Source organism: Pseudanabaena mucicola FACHB-723 (genome assembly GCF_014696385.1).
In the GTDB taxonomy this organism is placed as follows: domain Bacteria; phylum Cyanobacteriota; class Cyanobacteriia; order Pseudanabaenales; family Pseudanabaenaceae; genus Pseudanabaena.
The window spans coordinates 13,053-29,994 of the sequence record NZ_JACJQB010000006.1; the positions used below are offsets into that span (position 1 = coordinate 13,053).

Here is a 16,942-nt window from a genome sequence, read left to right on the forward strand (position 1 = left end):
GGATTTATTGTGCTTTGCGTTGCCAATGCTGGCGGTAAATTAGCTCCAATTGATTGCCAAACTTAGAGAATAGCCTCGCCTGTTGGTCTTGCAGTGCCAAAAATAAGCGATGGAATGCCGATGTGAAAATGGCAATTACCAAACCTGTCGCCGTGGTAATTAATGCTTCGGCAATCCCTTCCGTGATTGATCCCGATTTGGCATTGGCAGCCACATCCCCAATTTTGAGAGAACCAAAGGAAACCATCAGCCCTGTGACCGTGCCGAGCAACCCTAACAAGGGTGCAAGCGTAATCACCGCCTCTAATAACTTTTCTCCCTTGAGCATCCCCACTAACTCCTCATCGGCGGTACTTTCGAGTGCTAATCGAAATAGTTCAGGATCGGGATCTTCTAAGGCTAGGGGCGCATAGAGAAAGCGACCAACGGGAACCGTGAGTGACTGTTGGGCGGCTTCAGTGGCAAGTTTAAGATCTTGACGAGCGATCGTTAAAATGTTCTCTGCGGTTTTTTGTTCTAGCCTAAGCAGACTAAACCAAAAAACAAGTCGTTCCATGATCCCTGCGAGAGAAAATACTGACAGCGCAAAGAGTGGGTACATAATCACGCCACCCGCCCTAATCAACTCAATCACTAGCTTGTGACTCCTTTTCTTGGCGTTCGCGGCTGAGTTGGTTAATCAATGACAGGACTTTGACACCGCGCTCAAAGGAATTATCTTCATGGAACACAATTTCAGGAACACGGCGCAAGGCTAGTCTCTGACCAACTTCACGCTTGATAAAGCCAGTTGCTGAGGCTAGCGCCTCCATGGTTTGTTGTTTCGCTTCTTCAGTGCCGTAAATGCTGACAAAAATTTTCACATGTTGCAGATCACCTGACAGCTCGGCATCGGTGACACTGACCATGCCCATGCCGACGCGATCATCCTTAATGTCTTTTAGCAACATATTGCTAACTTCGCGCTTGATTAATTCGGCAACACGAGCAACTCGTCTTGTAGTGGCCATATATTTATACTTCTGGATATTTGTACAGTGAATTCTGTACTGTGTTAAGCAACATCTAAACCTAGCATAGCTCTTAATACTAAGGATACGCCGATAAACCCACTCACCATGGCAGTAATCATGGCAATCGCGGTAACGGGTTTTTTGAGGAGGGGAATGATCGGCGCAATTACGACCGATAACACTCCGCCCGTAATCAATGCCAAAAATTTGGGATAACGCAGTAAGTTTTGGATGAAGTTTTTCATGATTTAAACAATTAAGTAGACAGCAATGAGGGTTTAATGGCTTTGCTAATATTTTCTTACACAACTTTAGCATTGTGAGATTAGCCTAGACACCTTCACAATATGAATATGAGCATTGCCGCAACTATCCCCCATTAGTTGACCAATGCCAGCGATCGCAAATGTTTGGCGCAAAGTGCCAAGGTAAAAAACATGCAAGCCCTACAAGCAAGACTCCTGCAATACCTTGAGAAAATAGTGATCGAGCGCAATCCCTACTATGCATCGGCAGGACATCTATTTGCGCGTGAGTATATCCGATCGCATTTTGCGAAATTGGGTGAAGTGAGTGTCCATGAATTTGAGGTAAACGGCAATATTCATCAGAACTTGATTTTAAATATTCCTGCTAATTCCAGTTACAAGCAGTCACCCCTGATTATTGGCGCACATTATGACACCGTTGCGGGTTGTGTGGGTGCAGATGACAATGGCTCAGGTGTGGCGGTTCTTTTAGAATTTGCGACGTATTTCGCCGCTAATCCCATTAAATATCCCCTGCAATTAATTGCCTTTGACATGGAGGAATATGGTCTATCTGGAAGTGCTGCCTATGCCCATAAACTCAAACAGGAGAGGCAAAAATTAAGACTCATGATTTCTTTGGAAATGTTGGGATATTGCGATCGCAATCCTAATTCGCAGCAATACCCCAAAGGTTTCGGATTAGAGCGACTCTATCCGAATACAGGCGATTTTATTGGCTTAATTGGTAGCGTTGCCACAATTCCTGACTTAATTCATTTTCAGCGTCATCTCAAGCCAAATTTGCCCTGTGAATGGCTTCCCGCAGGTTGGCGCGGTCTCGCGATTCCTGACACCCGCCGCAGTGATCATGCTCCTTTTTGGGATGAGGGTTACAAAGCGCTCATGGTGACAGATACTGCGAATATGCGGAATCCTCACTATCATAAAAGTAGTGATCGTTTAGAAACACTAGACTTAGATTTCCTCACTAATGTTTGCCAAGGCTTAATTACGGGGATTAACAACTTAAAGGGCAAGACCTAACCTAATGACGAATCCAGAGATTAACTTCCGTTTAGCACAATTTATTGACATCGACCCATTAATGGAACTTGTACAGGAGTTCTATCAATTTGAGAAAATCAAACTAGATGACAATGTAATTAAAGCTTTTACTGCCCTACTTAGTGATGAACAGTTGGGACTAATTTGGCTAATTTGCGATCGCAATCGGCCGATTGGCTATGTGGCACTTACATTCTTTTTTAGCATGGAATATCACGGGCGTTGTGGACTAGTTGATGAGCTATACATCAGATCAGACTATCGCGGACAAGGCATCGGCAAACAGGTATTTATCTTGATTGAGGAATATTTACGAAGCCAAAATATGCGATCGCTATCTCTCGTTGTCGATCACTGGAATAGTCCTGCTGAAGCTCTTTATACCAAACTAGGTTTTCGGCGTGAACCACGCCATTTGATGGTCAAGCATCTTGCGTAGCAAAGCGCCGCACCTCGCTGTTTGTTCAAATTGGATTTTGGGTAATCGCGCTCGATAAGTTACTATTTGGTTGTGAAATAGCTGTGAAATATCAGAGAGTTAGAATATGCAGTTAAAAAGTGTTGTCCAACCTTTTGGCGAAGTCAATGTTTATCCCCAAAATAATGGTGATATTGATGTCGTTGCAACTATTCTGATCGTTCCAGCCCTTGAGGGAGCTAGAGTTGGGCTAGCCCTAGACAGCTCGGCATCAATGAAAAAAATGTACGGCATCAGTGGCGTAGTCAGCAGTTTTTTTGCCAATGCGGCAGTCACCCACAACGTCGTGGAGCCGATCACGCGAGTTATGGTCAAATATCTCGCTAATTTTGCCGTAACTGGCAAGGTCGATCTGATTAACTGGGCTTGCGGCGCAGCAGGAACTTTAATTGAAGATTTGGGTAGCTTTAGTGGCGAAGAAATTGATCAACTTGCGGTTAAAGGCCCAAATCTACCTTGGGGAACAGGCACAAAATTACTGCCCACTGTGCAGTATTTCGTTGACAAATATCAAGACTCCCCTGCGATCGGGGTGAAGCATCCTGCGGCAATCTGCCTCATTATTACCGATGGCACGATTGATGATCTTGAAGATGTGAAGGAATATTGTTTTCAATATGCCCTAGAGATTGCCGATCGCACAAAACCATTTATTAAATTTGTCTTGCTCGGGGTTGGCAAAGAGATTGCCGAACGGCAACTAGAAGAACTCGACAACCTATTTGAGAATAGCTTCATTAAGGATGCAGAAGGTCGTGATATTGACCTATGGGATTATCAAGTTGCTGACGAGATTCAGACCCTAGAGCAAATTTTCAAAGAATTTGTCTCGATGGAAACCATCGTCACTAACTACGGTCGGATTCTCAACCAAGAGGAAGTAGTTTGCGAAGAATATAACTTTGGTGTGCCTGCTTTGATGCGATTTAAATTACCTGCGGGTTCAACCTCATTCACCCTAGAGTTTTCGGGCGGCAACATCACCCAAGACATTACCGAAGCTTTGCCTAAGCCATCCGATCAACCTTTGCTAGTGGACTTAGAAACGCCACAATCAAAATCTGAGCCATGGACAGATGTTGTAGACTTCGTGTAATTACCGCCCAATAGAATGTCATGGTACATGCCCATAATTCCGAGACCCATGCTGCACAAGCGCAATCTCAAGATGAGCTAAATAAGGAATTACGAAAATCTGCGATTCCCGCTCATCTCGTTGTGGCTGAATTTGGCGAAGTTAATGTATGGCGATATGCGATCGCAACTCAAGATGCAAAATGTCGGGTAGACTTCACGATCGCCATGGAGCCACAGGGCAAATTTGCCGAAGGTTGGCGGACTGGCTTGGCTCTAGATGCCAGTGCCTCGATGAAACGGGTCTATGGGCGTAAGGTGGAAGTACGGGTCGATCCTGAACTCTTAACTACCTATATCAAGCAAGGTCGCCTCAAGTCCTATCTAGAAGATGGTGAACCCATTAGAAAGATTCAAAGAGAGGCTTTTACGGAAATTAAGGAACGTGGATATGCGGTGAAATTTACCGAAAATATATTGCAACCACTGGTAAAAGACTTTATTGCTTATTTGGCGAATGGATTAGATGAAACGGGAAAAACGGCGCTGATCTATTGGGGATGTGGTCAAGGGGATGAGATTCAAGTGCTCGGCGAGTTTGATGCCTTAAGTTGTCAGCAATTAGCGATTACAGGCTCTAGTATTTTGCAACTTGGTAAAACTACCCATCTTCTACCTGCGATCGCATATTTTGTAAATGAATATAGTCAAGCCCAGCGCGGTATTTATCTGTTTTTAACCGACGGTAGAATTGATGACCTAGAGGATGTGAAGGAATTTACAAAGGAACTAGCGACAGAGATTGCCAAGGGGAAGCGAAATTATCTCAAGCTGATTTTGATTGGGATTGGGAATGATATTGATCGCTATCAATTACAAGAACTAGATAGTTTTGATACGGGTTGTGATGTAGATATTTGGGATTACAAAATTGCTAGTGAGATGACTAGCCTATCGCAAATTTTTGCGGAGGTAATCAACGAAAATCAAATTATTGCCGAAAATGCGGCAATCTATGACGATATGGGTAACTGCGTCAAAATTTATCCCAATGGTTTCCCCTCTAAGGTCGATTTTGTGATGCGTCAGGACTCACAATGGTTTGAGCTAGAAGTCAATCAGCAACGTATTCGTCAAACGGTGACCTTGACTGACGAAACTGCGATCGCACCATTACCAAAAAAAAGCCTATTCGATTTTGAGCTTCAGGCGCAAGCTATTAATGCAACAACTGCATCAGAGTATTCACCATCGGGGAATCTCAGTAGCCCATGGCGTATATTCGCTGCCTTGTTGATTGGTGGAGCTTTTATTGGCACTGCGATCGCCTTCGGTATTCTGATTCAGCGCTCAGATCAACGTAGAATCCTCAATCAACCAGTCCCCAACGAAATCAAAAAAACTATGCCCAAATAAATGAAGGCATCGCTTTGCGTCGCCCTCATTTATTTGGCTTTATGTTAATCAATTTGCTTAAATGCTATAAATGTTTGTTTAGTCGTTTACAATGGTAAAGGTTAGCTTTTTTACCTTTTAGGGTATGCTCTAACCTTAAAAATTATGTAACCCTGAGGACATAAGCGAATGCTACATCGCAAAATTTATCAACTTTGTGAAGCCAAGAGCGATGTTTGGATTTACCTGAGGGATCAGGGACGTTGGTTAGAAAGAGCCAAAATCCTAGATATTGAAGGTGACGTAGTCACAATCCGCTACGAAACCGAAGATGAAGACGAAGTTTGCTCTTGGGAAGAGATGGTCAGATTAGAAAGTATTGGTGCTGTGACCCAAAGATTGTCGTCATTCACGAAAACAGGGGGATCTTACGGTGAACTGTTAATATCCGATGACTGTCCTGAAGCCGAACAAATTCGCCCCCGCACAGAACCTGAAAAATAGCCAATCAACATAACTATCAGAATAGAGTGGGTGCATTGCGCCCACTCTATTTTATGAGATGCCTAAGACTTTGTAAGCCGAGATTAGAACGATGCAACCTGCTGACCTGACAACCCTTGTGGCTCTTACCCATGAGCTAGATGTAGCCTGTGTGCCTGCAAGGTTAGAGCAAGTACATCAGAGCGATCGCTATACCCTCCATTTGTTGTTACGTACCCTCGAAAAAAAACAATGGCTATTGCTATCTTGGCATCCCCAGTCGGCACGACTCCACCTCTGTGAGCCACCACCCAAACAGCCTGACACCTTTACCTTTAGTCAACAGATTTTGCATCAGGTGGCAGGTTTTGCCCTCGTTGGTGTCAAGCTGACTAGTCCTTGGGAGCGTGTTGTGGATTTGCAATTTGCCAAACGCCCTGATGATGAGGTGCAGTGGCATTTGTACTTGGAGGTGATGGGTAAATATAGCAATGCAATTTTAGTCAATGCTAATGGCGAAATTGTGACGGCTGCCCACCAAGTCAGCAGCAAACAGTCGCGAGTACGCCCAATTCAAACAGGCGATCGCTATGAGTTACCGCCTGCTTTGTTAGAGGCAATTCCTAGTCTTCATGAATCCTTTGACTCATGGCGCGAGCAATTAATTTTAATTCCCAAAGAAATTAGTCGTAATTTACTAAGTAACTATCGTGGCGTGAGTTCCGCCCTAGTGCGCTCATTACTTGCGATCGCAAAAGTCGATGGCAACACCAATGTGTCTGTGCTGACTATGCCTGAATGGGAATCTCTATATAGCGCATGGCAAATTTGGCTTGGTTGCCTTGACCAAAAAAGTTTTTATCCCCAGCTGGAGGGAAAAGGCTATGCCATGATTGCGGGAGAGCATGAGCGCAAATCTTTAACCTTCGTGAATGAATTTTGCGATCGCTATTATTCGCAACAAACAGGCAAGATTGCCTTTCAGCAACTCCATCAACAAATTAGTCAAGCACTGCAAAATCAGTTAACCAAGCTCAATGTTAAAGCCAAAGACTTTTGCGATCGCTTGCAACTTTCAGCCCAAGCCGATGACTTTAAAGATAAAGCCGATTTACTGATGGCACATTTACATCTTTGGACAATTGGCATGAAGGAAATTACCCTCACCGATTTTCATTCAGGAGCTTCGGTGCAGATTCCCCTTGACCCCACCCAAAATGCGGCTCAAAATGCTCAATCTTTATATAAAAAGCACCAAAAACAAAAAAGAGCCGCTCTTGCGATCGCACCCTTACTAGAATCTGTACAACAGGAAATCGCCTATCTTGAGCAGGTTTCTACCGCCGTCAGTTTGTTGGAACAGGATGAACTCGCTGCCTTACAGGAAATTCGTGCTGAGCTAGCACAGCAGGGCTATCTCAAGGTCACGGCTGAATATGCTCCACGCACCAAAAACAACAACAAAAGCATCAAAAACAAAGGTAATCGAAGTAAACAGGAGGAAATTCCTGATTGTCACCGCTTTACTACTCCTAACGGCTTTGAGGTGTGGGTGGGCAGAAATAATTATCAAAATGATTTGCTGTCGTTTCGCATCGCAGGGGAATATGATCTTTGGCTCCATGCCCAAGAAATATCGGGTAGCCATGTGTTATTACGCTTACCTGCGGGATCTGTTGCCGATGACCAAGATCTCCAAGTTGCCGCCAACTATGCCGCCTACTACAGCCGTGCTAGACAGAGTGATCAAGTTCCCGTCGTTTGTACGATTCCCAAGTATGTATTTAAACCCAAAGGCGCAAAGCCGGGCATGGTCGTTTATACCCATGAAAAGATTATTTGGGGACAACCCACTACTCTAAGAAGCGAATAAGAATAAGTGCGGTGCGGAGCGCCACAATTATTCTTATTGCCTAGGGCGGCTATAACCGAACTATTTCCAAACCAATTAGCACTTTTTCCTGATTCGATAAGTCACCAATAATCTGTTTAAAGGGCAGTGGTAACTTTTTGACTAAAGTCGGAACCGCAATAATCTGGTCTTTTCTAGCAATATGAGGATGCTCAATCAGATCGATTACCTCAATTCGGTAGCGACCTTGCAGGAACTCATCACATATTTTTTGTAAATTGCTGATAGCTAAAAGCGATTTAGCAGATTTTCCTGCTATGTAAAGCTTCATGTCCCATAATTCATTTTCTTCGGGCAGGGGAATCTGATCGTTTGTATTTATATCCATATTTCTAATCAGCTTTGCGAAGAACTGATATTTCAAATTTGCTGTCAGTTAAGATTTGCTGAGAAATGTCTTCTTGTTGGCTAAACATATCTAACTCCGCTTGCTCAATGGCTAGTTGAATTTCGAGAGCTTGGATTTGAGCCTTTACTAACGATTGCTGCTGTTCTAGTCTGAGTTTTTTACGCTCAAATTCTTGCTTTTGATGGATATGCTCCAATTTCTCTTGGGCTTGTTGCGCGACCCTTGCAGTTCCAGTCAAGAAGCCCTGACGACCTAGATATACATCAACTATGTCTATACCACTACTCGTTAAGATAAATTCACGTACCTGATTAGAATGCTGCATACCACGGGATTTCAGAATATACAAAGTGCGATTACGTTCGCCATTTGTTTCCATGGTACGGAGTTCTAGCCAAGTATCCATGAGTGAAGATGTTCCTAAGTCTGTATGCTCAAAAGGAGAACCACCTTGCAGTAAGTTTGTGAAAAAAACAGTGATTTGTTGAGATTTAAATATGTCGATCAAACGCATCAGAAAATTCTTGGTTTGATTTAATGTTCCACTACTAGCAAGATTGCTCATCGGGTCAACCACAATCGAGCTAGGCTTAAACTCTTTGACCCAATTCTGAATTGTGAGTAATCGCAACTCTAACCCATAGGCAGTTGGACGTACTGACTCAAATCGTAGTAAACCATTTTCGACATGATGGGTCAAATCAAGTCCTACCGATCGCTGATTTCTGAGGATTTGCTGGGGAGGTTCTTCCATTGCCAAATAGAGGCATCGTTCGCCGCGATCGCAAGTGGCTGACGCAAAGAAACCTGCTAAGGTCGTTTTACCCGTTCCTGCCATCCCAGTCACCAAAATACTACTACCCCGATAGTATCCACCCTCATCTAACATCGCATCAAGACGGGGGATACCTGTCGATACTCGTTCCGTAGAGATTTCGTAGTCTAAGCCTACTGAAGTGACTGGAACTACTGAAATACCATTTTCCTCAATTATAAAAGGATATTCATTGGAGCCATGTCTTGAGCCTCGATATTTAAAAATTTGCAGATAGCGGGTGGTGATCTCTTCTGAGGTACGCTGCTCTAAGCGAATTACACAGTCAGAGACATATTCTTCTAAGCCTTGGCGCGTTAATGTGTTGCTTCCCCGCTCTCCTGTAATTATTGCCGTCACCCCCTGTTCTTTGAGCCAGCGAAACAAACGATGCAGCTCCGATCTGACAATGTGAGCATTGGTTAATCCTGCAAATAGGACTTCCAATGTATCCAAAACTACTCGCTTTGCCCCGATTTCTTGAATTGCACTACCCAGCCGAATAAATAAGCCGTCAAGATTATAGTCACCAGTTTCTTCTATTCCCAATGGACTGATATAAACATGGTCAATAATCAATTTACCATCGGCTTCTAATTGTTCTAGATCCCATCCCAAAGACACAACATTTTGGGCGATTTCTTGAGCATTTTCCTCAAAGGTCATGAGTACGCCTGCTTCGCCGTACTTAATTGCACCATGCACCAGAAACTCAACTCCAAACAGGGTCTTGCCACAACCTGCTGAACCACACACGAGGGTGGGGCGACCTTGTGGCAAGCCGCCATCGGTTATTTCATCTAGACCCTGAATTCCTGTGGGGGATTTGGGGAGTTGAGGCTTCAATGTTTTTTTACTTCTATTCATAGATTTCTATCTATTTTTAGCATATACTCAGACTTAGTTTTTGAAAAACTTGCACTAATTAGTTATATTTACCTGTAAAACCCAAGTAAGGGGAACTACTAATTAGCAATTATGTCTAGAGAACTAAATTATATGCATAAAAAATTAGTTCGATTTTCACTAGACCCAAGTTGCAATAAATCTTGCAAAAATTATTTTTATAAAAAAATTATTCTATGATTTCCTGTGATTAACTTAAGTAACCTAGAGCAGAAATCATTATTAACTGCGATCGCAAATCGTATTCAAGCGTCACTAGATTTACAAGTGATTTTGGATACAACTGTCCAAGAAATTCGTGACTTTCTGCATACAGATCGGGTCATAGCCTATCAATTTGCAGCAGATTGGAGTGGTCGCATCGTCTCGGAAGCCGTTGGACAAGAATGGGAATCACTGCTAGGACAAGTCCTCACCGATCCGCATTTTGGTGAAGCGATGGTGGAGCCTTACATCAATGGACGGATCCAAGTAACCGATGATATTCACGTAGGATTAACCAATTGCCATACCAAATTTCTAGAGCAAATTCAGGTAAAAGCAATCATTGTGGTGCCAATTGTACAAGGTGGAGAATTATGGGGACTGTTGGCTGCACAGGAATGCACCCAAACTCGTCATTGGCAAACCTCAGAAGCAGAGTTGCTGCAAGAGTTAGCGACGCATATCAGCATCGCGATTCGTCAGTCAATGACGATGACACAGTTGCAGCAATTTAACCAAGAGTTAGAATCCAAAGTCCTCGAACGCACAGAAGCTCTACTTACTGCTAAAAACCAGTTAAACATGCTTGTGTTTAATGTTTCTGATGGGATTTTGATTATTGATGAGGATGGGTATATTGTATTTGCCAATCCATCCGCTGCCAAAATATTTGGTATCGGAATTGAGCAGTTTATAGGCATCTTGTTCGGAGTGCCTAATGATTTGAATAATCGATTTGAAATTAATCATCTGATTAACTTTGAGGAGGTGGGGGGCAGTGAAATGCAGGTTGTTGAGATTGAATGGAATCAGCAACCTGCCTATCTCATCTCTCTGCATGATGTTACTGAACGTCTTCAAATGGAAGAGAAACTACGAGAGTCTAACCAAGAATTAATGCAGGCAACACTCCTCAAGAATGAATTTCTTGCCAACATGAGTCATGAGCTGCGTACTCCGCTCAATGCCATCTTGGGTATGAATGAAGGTTTACAGGATGGTGTGTTTGGGGCAATTAATGAGAAACAGTTAAAGGCATTACAAACTGTTGAAAAGAGTGCCAACCACCTGTTATCAATGATTAACGATATTCTTGATGTTGCCAAGATTGAATCAGGACAAGTCACTTTAGATTTAGCACTTACCTCTATTGAAGAACTATGTCATTCTAGTTTGGTTTTCATCAAGCAGCAATCTTATCAAAAACACCTGCAATTGGAAATTAAAGTAGCACCAAATTTACCAAAACTGCTTATCGATGAACGGCGAATGCGTCAAGTGCTAATTAACTTACTAAGTAACGCCGTCAAATTTACACCAACAGGGGGAAGGATTACTTTAGAAGCCTCAAAACTAGTAAGAGAAGATGGGCTAAAAGCAGATCTAGTCATGACTGTAACCGATACGGGCATTGGTATTTCTCCAGAAAATATCAAAAAGCTGTTCCGCCCATTTATTCAAATTGATAGTGCCTTAAATCGTCAATATGCAGGAACAGGACTTGGTCTAGCTTTGACAAAAAATATTGTGGAACTCCATGGCGGGAGGGTAGGAGTAACCAGCAAACTGGGCGGTGGCAGTTGCTTTACGATTGAGATACCTTACGATCTTGAGTCTTCCTCCCCCGTTATGAGTGGAGATAAATCTCGATCGTTTAAGCAAGAAGTTGATGTTGAAATCGAAGCATCAACTAGCCAAATGCCCTTACTACTCATCGCCGAAGATAATGACGCAAATGCACTGACATTTTCCAGCTATTTAGAGGTTAAGGGCTACCGAACGTTATTTGCGAAAAATGGCAAAGAAGCGATCGCAATCGCCAAAGATAAGCATCCTGACTTAATTTTGATGGATATTCAAATGCCAGTTATGGATGGGTTAGAAGCAATTAGACAAATTCGCCTTGATCCTGATGTCGCTGGTATTCCGATTATTGCCCTAACGGCATTGGCAATGAAAGGAGATCGGGAGCGCTGTCTGGGTACAGGTGCAAATGATTATTTGAGTAAGCCAGTCAGACTCAAGGAATTAGCAGCTATGATTCAAGGGTTACTCCAGAGAAATTGAAAAAACACCGCTTTGCGGTGTTTTTTCAATTTCTCTAAGCCTTAGGTTGGATAGCATTGTAACAACGAGTAATTCTGCCAACCCCACGGAGTTGTTGCCTATACCATTGCGAAACGGGATCTTGTCCTGAAAGCGTACTCATGGCAATTCCGTTATGTCCATGCTCTTTCCCTGAGCTATGGATATAGGCAGCATCCCCAATATAAATACCGACATGGGTCGCTTTAGTAGGTGTCCCAAAAAAGATCAAATCGCCAACTTGGATATGATCAATGGCGATCGCATCACTAAACTCTTCCTGCTGGTAAGCATCACGGGGCAACCAAATGCCGACTGAGGCAAAGGCAACCTGCATCAAACCTGAACAATCATAATCTGGTGCGACAGTCCCTCCCCATAGGTATTGATTGGGGACTGCGATCGCAGTTTGTATAAACGCAATCACATCAGAAATGCGATCGCAAATTTCTTGGCTACTTAAATTTGGTGGACGACTTTCTAAGAAACTTTTGCGATCGCTAGATACTAGCTTTGCAACATCTTGGCAATCTAGCAAACCTGTATAGCCATCTTCAAGTAATTGGATCTGCCAAAAATCTGGTTCAGCCTCGATTACCTGCAAATATCGTCCCTTAGCCATCTGCGTCGCTAAGCGATCAAGGGTTGGCGAATCATAAATATTAATGTCAGCCAGACTACGGTAGATCATGATTTTTTAATAAAACAAGTCTTATCAGAAATTATTTCAGGTCTAAGTAACTGGGCGAAATTAAATATAAAACCCTAAAACCTGTGGCGCACGCTGCGCGTGTTCCACAGGTTTTAGCGATGGGTTTTAATTATGCCTAGCTACTTATTACGAAGTAAAAGTTGCATTATCATACTTTGCTGCTAGTATGTGTGCATCAAATTTGAAAACTTAAGAAGTGAGCTAGCAATAGCCGTGACCGTGCAGCTTCCCCCCCTTCCCGAAATTCATCACCCCAAGATTCAGGCACTTTTCCAGAAGAGTGATCGCGAACTCGTGACGCTATTTCAAAGATATCCTGAAGAGGGTCAATACTTTGCCGCGATCTTCTGTCGATATGGTCAAGTGCTATATACCTTAATTGGTACGGCAACTCGATCGCCAGTACAATCTGACTATTTATTTGTCAAAACTTGGGAATATATCTATCACGAGATGCGTGCTTTAGATCTCAGAGCTAACACACCGCATTTATCTCTGCAAAGTTGGCTGATTAATATCGCGGCGATGATGATCAATCGTGCCGAAGTGCCACCCGTTGAAGACATCCAATATTCATTAAAAGATACACCGCCCGTATTTTGGTGCTACCTTAATCAAGCCCTAAATCAAATGGCGGGAAACCTCCGTCTGATACTATTGTTGTCTCAAACTTTTCAGTGGAGCCATACGCGCATCGCCGCCTACTTACATGCTGAGGGGGAAAACATCTCTGCTAGTGATGTCAAACAGCTTCTAGTCAAGGCATATCAAGCCCTAGAAGATGCCCTACCCGCCGACATTCGAGACATTTACCTAGCTCAAACCGCCGTTACTGCCTGAGGTAAAGATCATGCAAACATTGAGTCCTACCATCTCTCCAACTATCGCTAAATCAAATAATTCCAAAATTGCTGATCCAGAAAATGATTTTCTCCCCGCAATTGCACAGTCTTCCGTCTTACAAACAGCGTTGGCTGGTTTGGATGCAAGTCTCAATGATGAGCTAGACCGCTATCGCCATTGGCAAGAGAACGGACAAACAATTTCCTATCTCAACCCGTTCCGTCCCCGCTCGATTTCGACGCAATCAATCTGGACATCGCCGAGTGTGTCCGATGCCCTCTCGCCAATTGCCCCATTGGAAAGGCATAGCGAGCATCGCCATTCCCTACAAATGCCTGTAATGCCGCCAATGGGAACAACAAGTAGCCCATCGATCAATATATCTACGGCTGAACTACATAGCTATCGGGGCATCGAAGATTTAAAAAATGTCGAAAATCGCCCTGATGATCATGGTATTGATCTTCCCTATGTCGAAAATCTGCATAAGGGTACGCCTGAACCGATGCTGATAACTCCGCCGACGATGGCGCAAGACTCTGAACCTGATGAAGACCAAATTTTGCAAAGTTTCATCAATGACTATGCAGAAACGAATCAGGATGAGACTAGTCGGGATTTTTATCCTATAGCTATGCCTGAGCAGAAAGGCATCATCGCCAGCTTGATGAATCCTGTGGGTATTATTTCACTGCTCTTATTGCTCTTTTCGAGTGCCGCGATTGGCTACCTGTTGGTTGATCCATCGGGAGTAATGCAACTTTTTAAAAATGAACCGAAGAATGATCCTAAATCCAAAGCATCGCAAAACAATGTTGATAATAAAGATTTAGGCATAGATATTAATTTAAGAAGCACCAGAAGAACCAATGATTCTGGGTTATCATTTGTACCTTTTGCGGGGGACAGGAATGATCCTTTAAAAGCACTCACCAATCCCACGACGGCTCCGACAAATCCTCTAACAAATTTATCGCCAAAAACTCCTGCCCAAGGCTCAAAACCATCAAATTTATTTGCGCCTAGCAGCACTGTTCCTTCCAGCCCATTGAGAACAGTGCCATCAACGGCGTTACCACCAATATCAGTTGCGCCACTGCCTCCTGCCCTTGCGCCGGTGGAAAGTTATAGCCCTGCTGCTCCTGTACGGCAGCCTGAGCCTGTATATAGTGCACCTAGTGCACCTGTCCGTAAACCTGCTAGCCGTCCCTCCAGTGCTGCCCGTTCAACTACGCCGCCACCAAAGAGTGAGTCAACTGCCTATGTTGCGCCAGCCCCATCGCGTAGTACCGCAGTAAAATATGCGGCTCCCCTTTCTGCTGATCCAGCGCCAGCACCTGTAAGTAATGCGCCTGCATCTTCCTATCGCGTAGTAGTTGAAAATAGCTACGCCTCTAGCGCTCAGCAGATTGACCGCGATGCCTATGTGCGTCCTACGGATGGTCAAGTACAGGTTGGCTCGTACCGTGATCCAAATGTGGCGCAACAGCGTGTTGAAGAATTACGCCGTCAGGGAATTCCTGCCAGACTCGAATAAAAACCAAAGAAATATGCAACTTTTTTATGATGCAATTGCTTGTGGACTTTTGGCAGCTTTAACATGGATGGGATTGGTGTGGATGTCGCCCAATCGTCCGATTCAGTCTGGGCAAGCTTGGGTGCAGGGTGTTAGCACGGTGGCAACTACCAATATTGTCACTTGGGTTTTGTTGGTGACTTTAAATTTGCGATCGCTACCTATATGGGCAATCGTATTTCTACTGATCAATATTGCGATCGCAGGTTTTCTCTTTCCCCTGTATAAAGGCATCCAGATTCCGAAGCTCTGGGCTTTATTAATTCATCCCTTGGTGATTGCCATAATAACTGTGTTATTAAGTGGCGCAGTCGGTGCTATTTAATGATCAATAAAAAAGAGGGGTGCAATGCATCCCTCTTTTTTATTGCTGAGAATAATTATTTTAGTGAAAAGTTGAGAAAGATGAGCATGATGCCAAAAGCGAGCATTCCCACGGCAAACACTGACAAAGCATTGGTAAGTTGTTCTGAGAATTGCATGACTTCAGCAGCAATTACTTCTGGAGTTTTGTAGCGATCTGCCCACCAGAAATAGCTTAGGGTAAACGCCACACCGAGAAATAGCGTGATGAATAGAGTGAAACTGATTAAAGGTGTGTACACCATATCTTTTCTACTTCCTATAAATAGGGTGAAAATGTAAAACCAGCTCCCAGAGTCGTAGAACTGTTTTACGCTTAGATTAGTCTAGGTAAAAGATAGATAGTGATGGTAGCGATCGCTACTAGTGGTAATTTTATCTACAGTCGATCCAGACTTTGTTCATTATCACCGCTCTGTTTGAGTTTTGGTTTGAGCAATGTTTGACGATTTGTTACAGAATGTGAAAGGCGATCGCAATCCATTCATCAATTTGAGCGCGATCGCTAACGGAAAAGCCCGCCGCGACCATGGCATCGGTAACATTTTCGGCACGATCGCTGGTATAGCCTGCGGTGATTAATGTACCTGAAGAAGCTCCTGAGTTTGGAGAAATGCGTAACGCTCTGTAAAATTCATCGGCAAGGGAAATATGCACTCGCGCAAAAATATTTGCCACGATCAAGTCAAATTTTTGATCGGCATCAATCGCAGGGACTGCACCAACACCGTCACCACCCATCCAATGCCCCAATTGACTCGCACTGCCAAGGCTGCCACACATCGTCGTTACTTTGTCGATGACTTGGTTAAGCTCTACTGCTTCGGCGGTGGCTGTCACGGCGATCGGATCATTGTCAATCGCTAAGACTGTCGCCCCCATCTTTGCCATCGCCACACTGAGAACCCCTGAACCTGAACCAAGATCTAGCGCATAGAGATCGGGCTTAACGTGACGCTCTAGTAATTGCAAACTGAGAATTGTCGCAGGATGTAAACCACTACCAAAGGCGAGACTATTTTGTAAGCGCAGAATAATTTCTGGGTCATTTTTTTGATCATCATTAGTCCCATAGTGAGCATCATTAGCCAAAATCACAAAGCGACCAATCCGACGGATCATCGCATTATCAGCATTAAGACCTGATGCCATTGGCTTCTGATCAATCACAAAGGTTTGTAACTCGCTGGTCATGCCTGTGCGGTGCAGAGGCTTGAGAATATTTGCGATCGCATCAATGCGCTGATGAATTTGGCTATCTTTGGGCAGGTACATTTGAATCGTAAATGTCCATTTGCCATGGCGATCCTCATGGTTGCCAATCCGCATATCTTCGACTGCGATCGCATTTGCCAATAACGTACAAACCCAGTCCACCGCTTCATTGGTGGTGTCAAGACTCAATTCTATCCATGCCAT

18 protein-coding genes are annotated in these 16,942 nt (G+C 43.7%); 10 read left to right on the forward strand and 8 right to left on the reverse strand.

Annotation, left to right across the window (positions count from 1 at the left end; all coding sequences use genetic code 11):
- Positions 1-4: 4 nt before the first annotated feature.
- From H6F41_RS04910 to H6F41_RS04920, 3 genes are read right to left on the reverse strand one after another with little or no spacing between them, the layout of a single operon-like run.
- Complete coding sequence (locus tag H6F41_RS04910; RefSeq protein ID WP_190402371.1) at positions 5-634, reverse strand: MotA/TolQ/ExbB proton channel family protein; 630 nt, start codon at positions 632-634, stop codon at positions 5-7.
- Positions 627-1,010, reverse strand: a complete 384-nt coding sequence (gene rbfA / locus H6F41_RS04915; protein ID WP_190402372.1) for a 30S ribosome-binding factor RbfA — start codon at positions 1,008-1,010, stop codon at positions 627-629. Before rbfA ends, H6F41_RS04910 begins: the two co-directional genes overlap by 8 nt.
- A gap of 44 nt (positions 1,011-1,054) precedes the next feature.
- Positions 1,055-1,258, reverse strand: coding sequence for a DUF751 family protein (locus H6F41_RS04920; RefSeq protein WP_190402373.1), 204 nt, complete (start codon positions 1,256-1,258; stop codon positions 1,055-1,057).
- Positions 1,259-1,450: 192 nt separating this feature from the next.
- On the opposite strand from H6F41_RS04920, the gene H6F41_RS04925 reads away from it, so the two are divergent.
- The 6 genes from H6F41_RS04925 to H6F41_RS04950 all read left to right on the forward strand — a co-directional run bounded on the left by H6F41_RS04925 (position 1,451) and on the right by H6F41_RS04950 (position 7,632).
- Positions 1,451-2,308 (forward strand): M28 family peptidase, encoded by an 858-nt coding sequence (locus H6F41_RS04925; RefSeq protein ID WP_190402374.1) that lies wholly within the window; start codon positions 1,451-1,453, stop codon positions 2,306-2,308.
- A gap of 4 nt (positions 2,309-2,312) precedes the next feature.
- Entirely contained in the window at positions 2,313-2,768 is a 456-nt protein-coding gene (locus H6F41_RS04930; protein WP_190402375.1) for a GNAT family N-acetyltransferase, read from the forward strand.
- 106 nt (positions 2,769-2,874) lie between these two features.
- Entirely contained in the window at positions 2,875-3,903 is a 1,029-nt protein-coding gene (locus H6F41_RS04935) for a vWA domain-containing protein (RefSeq protein WP_199288664.1), read from the forward strand.
- A gap of 20 nt (positions 3,904-3,923) precedes the next feature.
- Complete coding sequence (locus H6F41_RS04940; protein ID WP_190402376.1) at positions 3,924-5,297, forward strand: vWA domain-containing protein; 1,374 nt, start codon at positions 3,924-3,926, stop codon at positions 5,295-5,297.
- Between the two features lie 168 nt (positions 5,298-5,465).
- Positions 5,466-5,780, forward strand: coding sequence for a DUF6679 family protein (locus H6F41_RS04945; RefSeq protein WP_190402377.1), 315 nt, complete (start codon positions 5,466-5,468; stop codon positions 5,778-5,780).
- A gap of 91 nt (positions 5,781-5,871) precedes the next feature.
- A complete protein-coding gene (locus H6F41_RS04950) occupies positions 5,872-7,632 on the forward strand; it encodes an Rqc2 family fibronectin-binding protein (RefSeq protein ID WP_190402378.1) in 1,761 nt (586 codons plus the stop codon).
- A 49-nt stretch (positions 7,633-7,681) separates the two neighbouring features.
- Here H6F41_RS04950 and H6F41_RS04955 read toward each other — a convergent pair whose 3' ends face one another.
- Positions 7,682-7,999 carry a circadian clock KaiB family protein gene (locus tag H6F41_RS04955; protein ID WP_190402379.1) on the reverse strand — a complete coding sequence of 106 codons (318 nt, stop codon included), beginning with the start codon at positions 7,997-7,999 and terminating at the stop codon, positions 7,682-7,684.
- Positions 8,000-8,003: 4 nt separating this feature from the next.
- Positions 8,004-9,701 (reverse strand): circadian clock protein KaiC, encoded by a 1,698-nt coding sequence (gene kaiC / locus H6F41_RS04960; RefSeq protein ID WP_190402380.1) that lies wholly within the window; start codon positions 9,699-9,701, stop codon positions 8,004-8,006.
- A gap of 225 nt (positions 9,702-9,926) precedes the next feature.
- Here kaiC and H6F41_RS04965 point away from each other — a divergent pair, with 225 nt between their 5' ends.
- The gene (locus tag H6F41_RS04965; protein ID WP_190402381.1) at positions 9,927-12,011 is read left to right on the forward strand and encodes an ATP-binding protein; all 2,085 of its coding nucleotides are present in this window, start codon (positions 9,927-9,929) and stop codon (positions 12,009-12,011) included.
- A gap of 34 nt (positions 12,012-12,045) precedes the next feature.
- Here the strand turns inward: H6F41_RS04965 and H6F41_RS04970 are convergent, their stop codons facing one another.
- The gene (locus tag H6F41_RS04970) at positions 12,046-12,720 is read right to left on the reverse strand and encodes a C40 family peptidase (protein WP_190402382.1); all 675 of its coding nucleotides are present in this window, start codon (positions 12,718-12,720) and stop codon (positions 12,046-12,048) included.
- Between the two features lie 240 nt (positions 12,721-12,960).
- On the opposite strand from H6F41_RS04970, the gene H6F41_RS04975 reads away from it, so the two are divergent.
- The 3 genes from H6F41_RS04975 to H6F41_RS04985 are packed head-to-tail and all read left to right on the forward strand — an operon-like array spanning position 12,961 to position 15,485.
- Positions 12,961-13,581 carry an RNA polymerase sigma factor gene (locus H6F41_RS04975; RefSeq protein WP_190402476.1) on the forward strand — a complete coding sequence of 207 codons (621 nt, stop codon included), beginning with the start codon at positions 12,961-12,963 and terminating at the stop codon, positions 13,579-13,581.
- 10 nt (positions 13,582-13,591) lie between these two features.
- The gene (locus tag H6F41_RS04980; RefSeq protein WP_190402383.1) at positions 13,592-15,121 is read left to right on the forward strand and encodes a hypothetical protein; all 1,530 of its coding nucleotides are present in this window, start codon (positions 13,592-13,594) and stop codon (positions 15,119-15,121) included.
- A 13-nt stretch (positions 15,122-15,134) separates the two neighbouring features.
- Entirely contained in the window at positions 15,135-15,485 is a 351-nt protein-coding gene (locus H6F41_RS04985) for a hypothetical protein (protein WP_190402384.1), read from the forward strand.
- Between the two features lie 55 nt (positions 15,486-15,540).
- Here the strand turns inward: H6F41_RS04985 and H6F41_RS04990 are convergent, their stop codons facing one another.
- Both H6F41_RS04990 and H6F41_RS04995 read right to left on the reverse strand, forming a co-directional pair.
- Complete coding sequence (locus H6F41_RS04990) at positions 15,541-15,768, reverse strand: hypothetical protein (protein ID WP_190402385.1); 228 nt, start codon at positions 15,766-15,768, stop codon at positions 15,541-15,543.
- Positions 15,769-15,976: 208 nt separating this feature from the next.
- Entirely contained in the window at positions 15,977-16,942 is a 966-nt protein-coding gene (locus H6F41_RS04995) for a 50S ribosomal protein L11 methyltransferase (RefSeq protein WP_190402386.1), read from the reverse strand.

Excerpts from the sequence above, each read along its gene's own strand:
- rbfA (WP_190402372.1), bottom strand. The coding sequence starts at position 1,010 with ATGGCCACTACAAGACGAGTTGCTCGTGTTGCCGAATTAATCAAGCGC.
- H6F41_RS04920 (WP_190402373.1), bottom strand. The coding sequence starts at position 1,258 with ATGAAAAACTTCATCCAAAACTTACTGCGTTATCCCAAATTTTTGGCA.
- H6F41_RS04925 (WP_190402374.1), top strand. The coding sequence starts at position 1,451 with ATGCAAGCCCTACAAGCAAGACTCCTGCAATACCTTGAGAAAATAGTG.
- H6F41_RS04930 (WP_190402375.1), top strand. The coding sequence starts at position 2,313 with ATGACGAATCCAGAGATTAACTTCCGTTTAGCACAATTTATTGACATC.
- H6F41_RS04935 (WP_199288664.1), top strand. The coding sequence starts at position 2,875 with ATGCAGTTAAAAAGTGTTGTCCAACCTTTTGGCGAAGTCAATGTTTAT.
- H6F41_RS04940 (WP_190402376.1), top strand. The coding sequence starts at position 3,924 with ATGGTACATGCCCATAATTCCGAGACCCATGCTGCACAAGCGCAATCT.
- H6F41_RS04945 (WP_190402377.1), top strand. The coding sequence starts at position 5,466 with ATGCTACATCGCAAAATTTATCAACTTTGTGAAGCCAAGAGCGATGTT.
- H6F41_RS04950 (WP_190402378.1), top strand. The coding sequence starts at position 5,872 with ATGCAACCTGCTGACCTGACAACCCTTGTGGCTCTTACCCATGAGCTA.
- H6F41_RS04955 (WP_190402379.1), bottom strand. The coding sequence starts at position 7,999 with ATGGATATAAATACAAACGATCAGATTCCCCTGCCCGAAGAAAATGAA.
- kaiC (WP_190402380.1), bottom strand. The coding sequence starts at position 9,701 with ATGAATAGAAGTAAAAAAACATTGAAGCCTCAACTCCCCAAATCCCCC.
- H6F41_RS04970 (WP_190402382.1), bottom strand. The coding sequence starts at position 12,720 with ATGATCTACCGTAGTCTGGCTGACATTAATATTTATGATTCGCCAACC.
- H6F41_RS04980 (WP_190402383.1), top strand. The coding sequence starts at position 13,592 with ATGCAAACATTGAGTCCTACCATCTCTCCAACTATCGCTAAATCAAAT.
- H6F41_RS04985 (WP_190402384.1), top strand. The coding sequence starts at position 15,135 with ATGCAACTTTTTTATGATGCAATTGCTTGTGGACTTTTGGCAGCTTTA.
- H6F41_RS04990 (WP_190402385.1), bottom strand. The coding sequence starts at position 15,768 with ATGGTGTACACACCTTTAATCAGTTTCACTCTATTCATCACGCTATTT.
- H6F41_RS04995 (WP_190402386.1), bottom strand. The coding sequence starts at position 16,942 with ATGGCATGGATAGAATTGAGTCTTGACACCACCAATGAAGCGGTGGAC.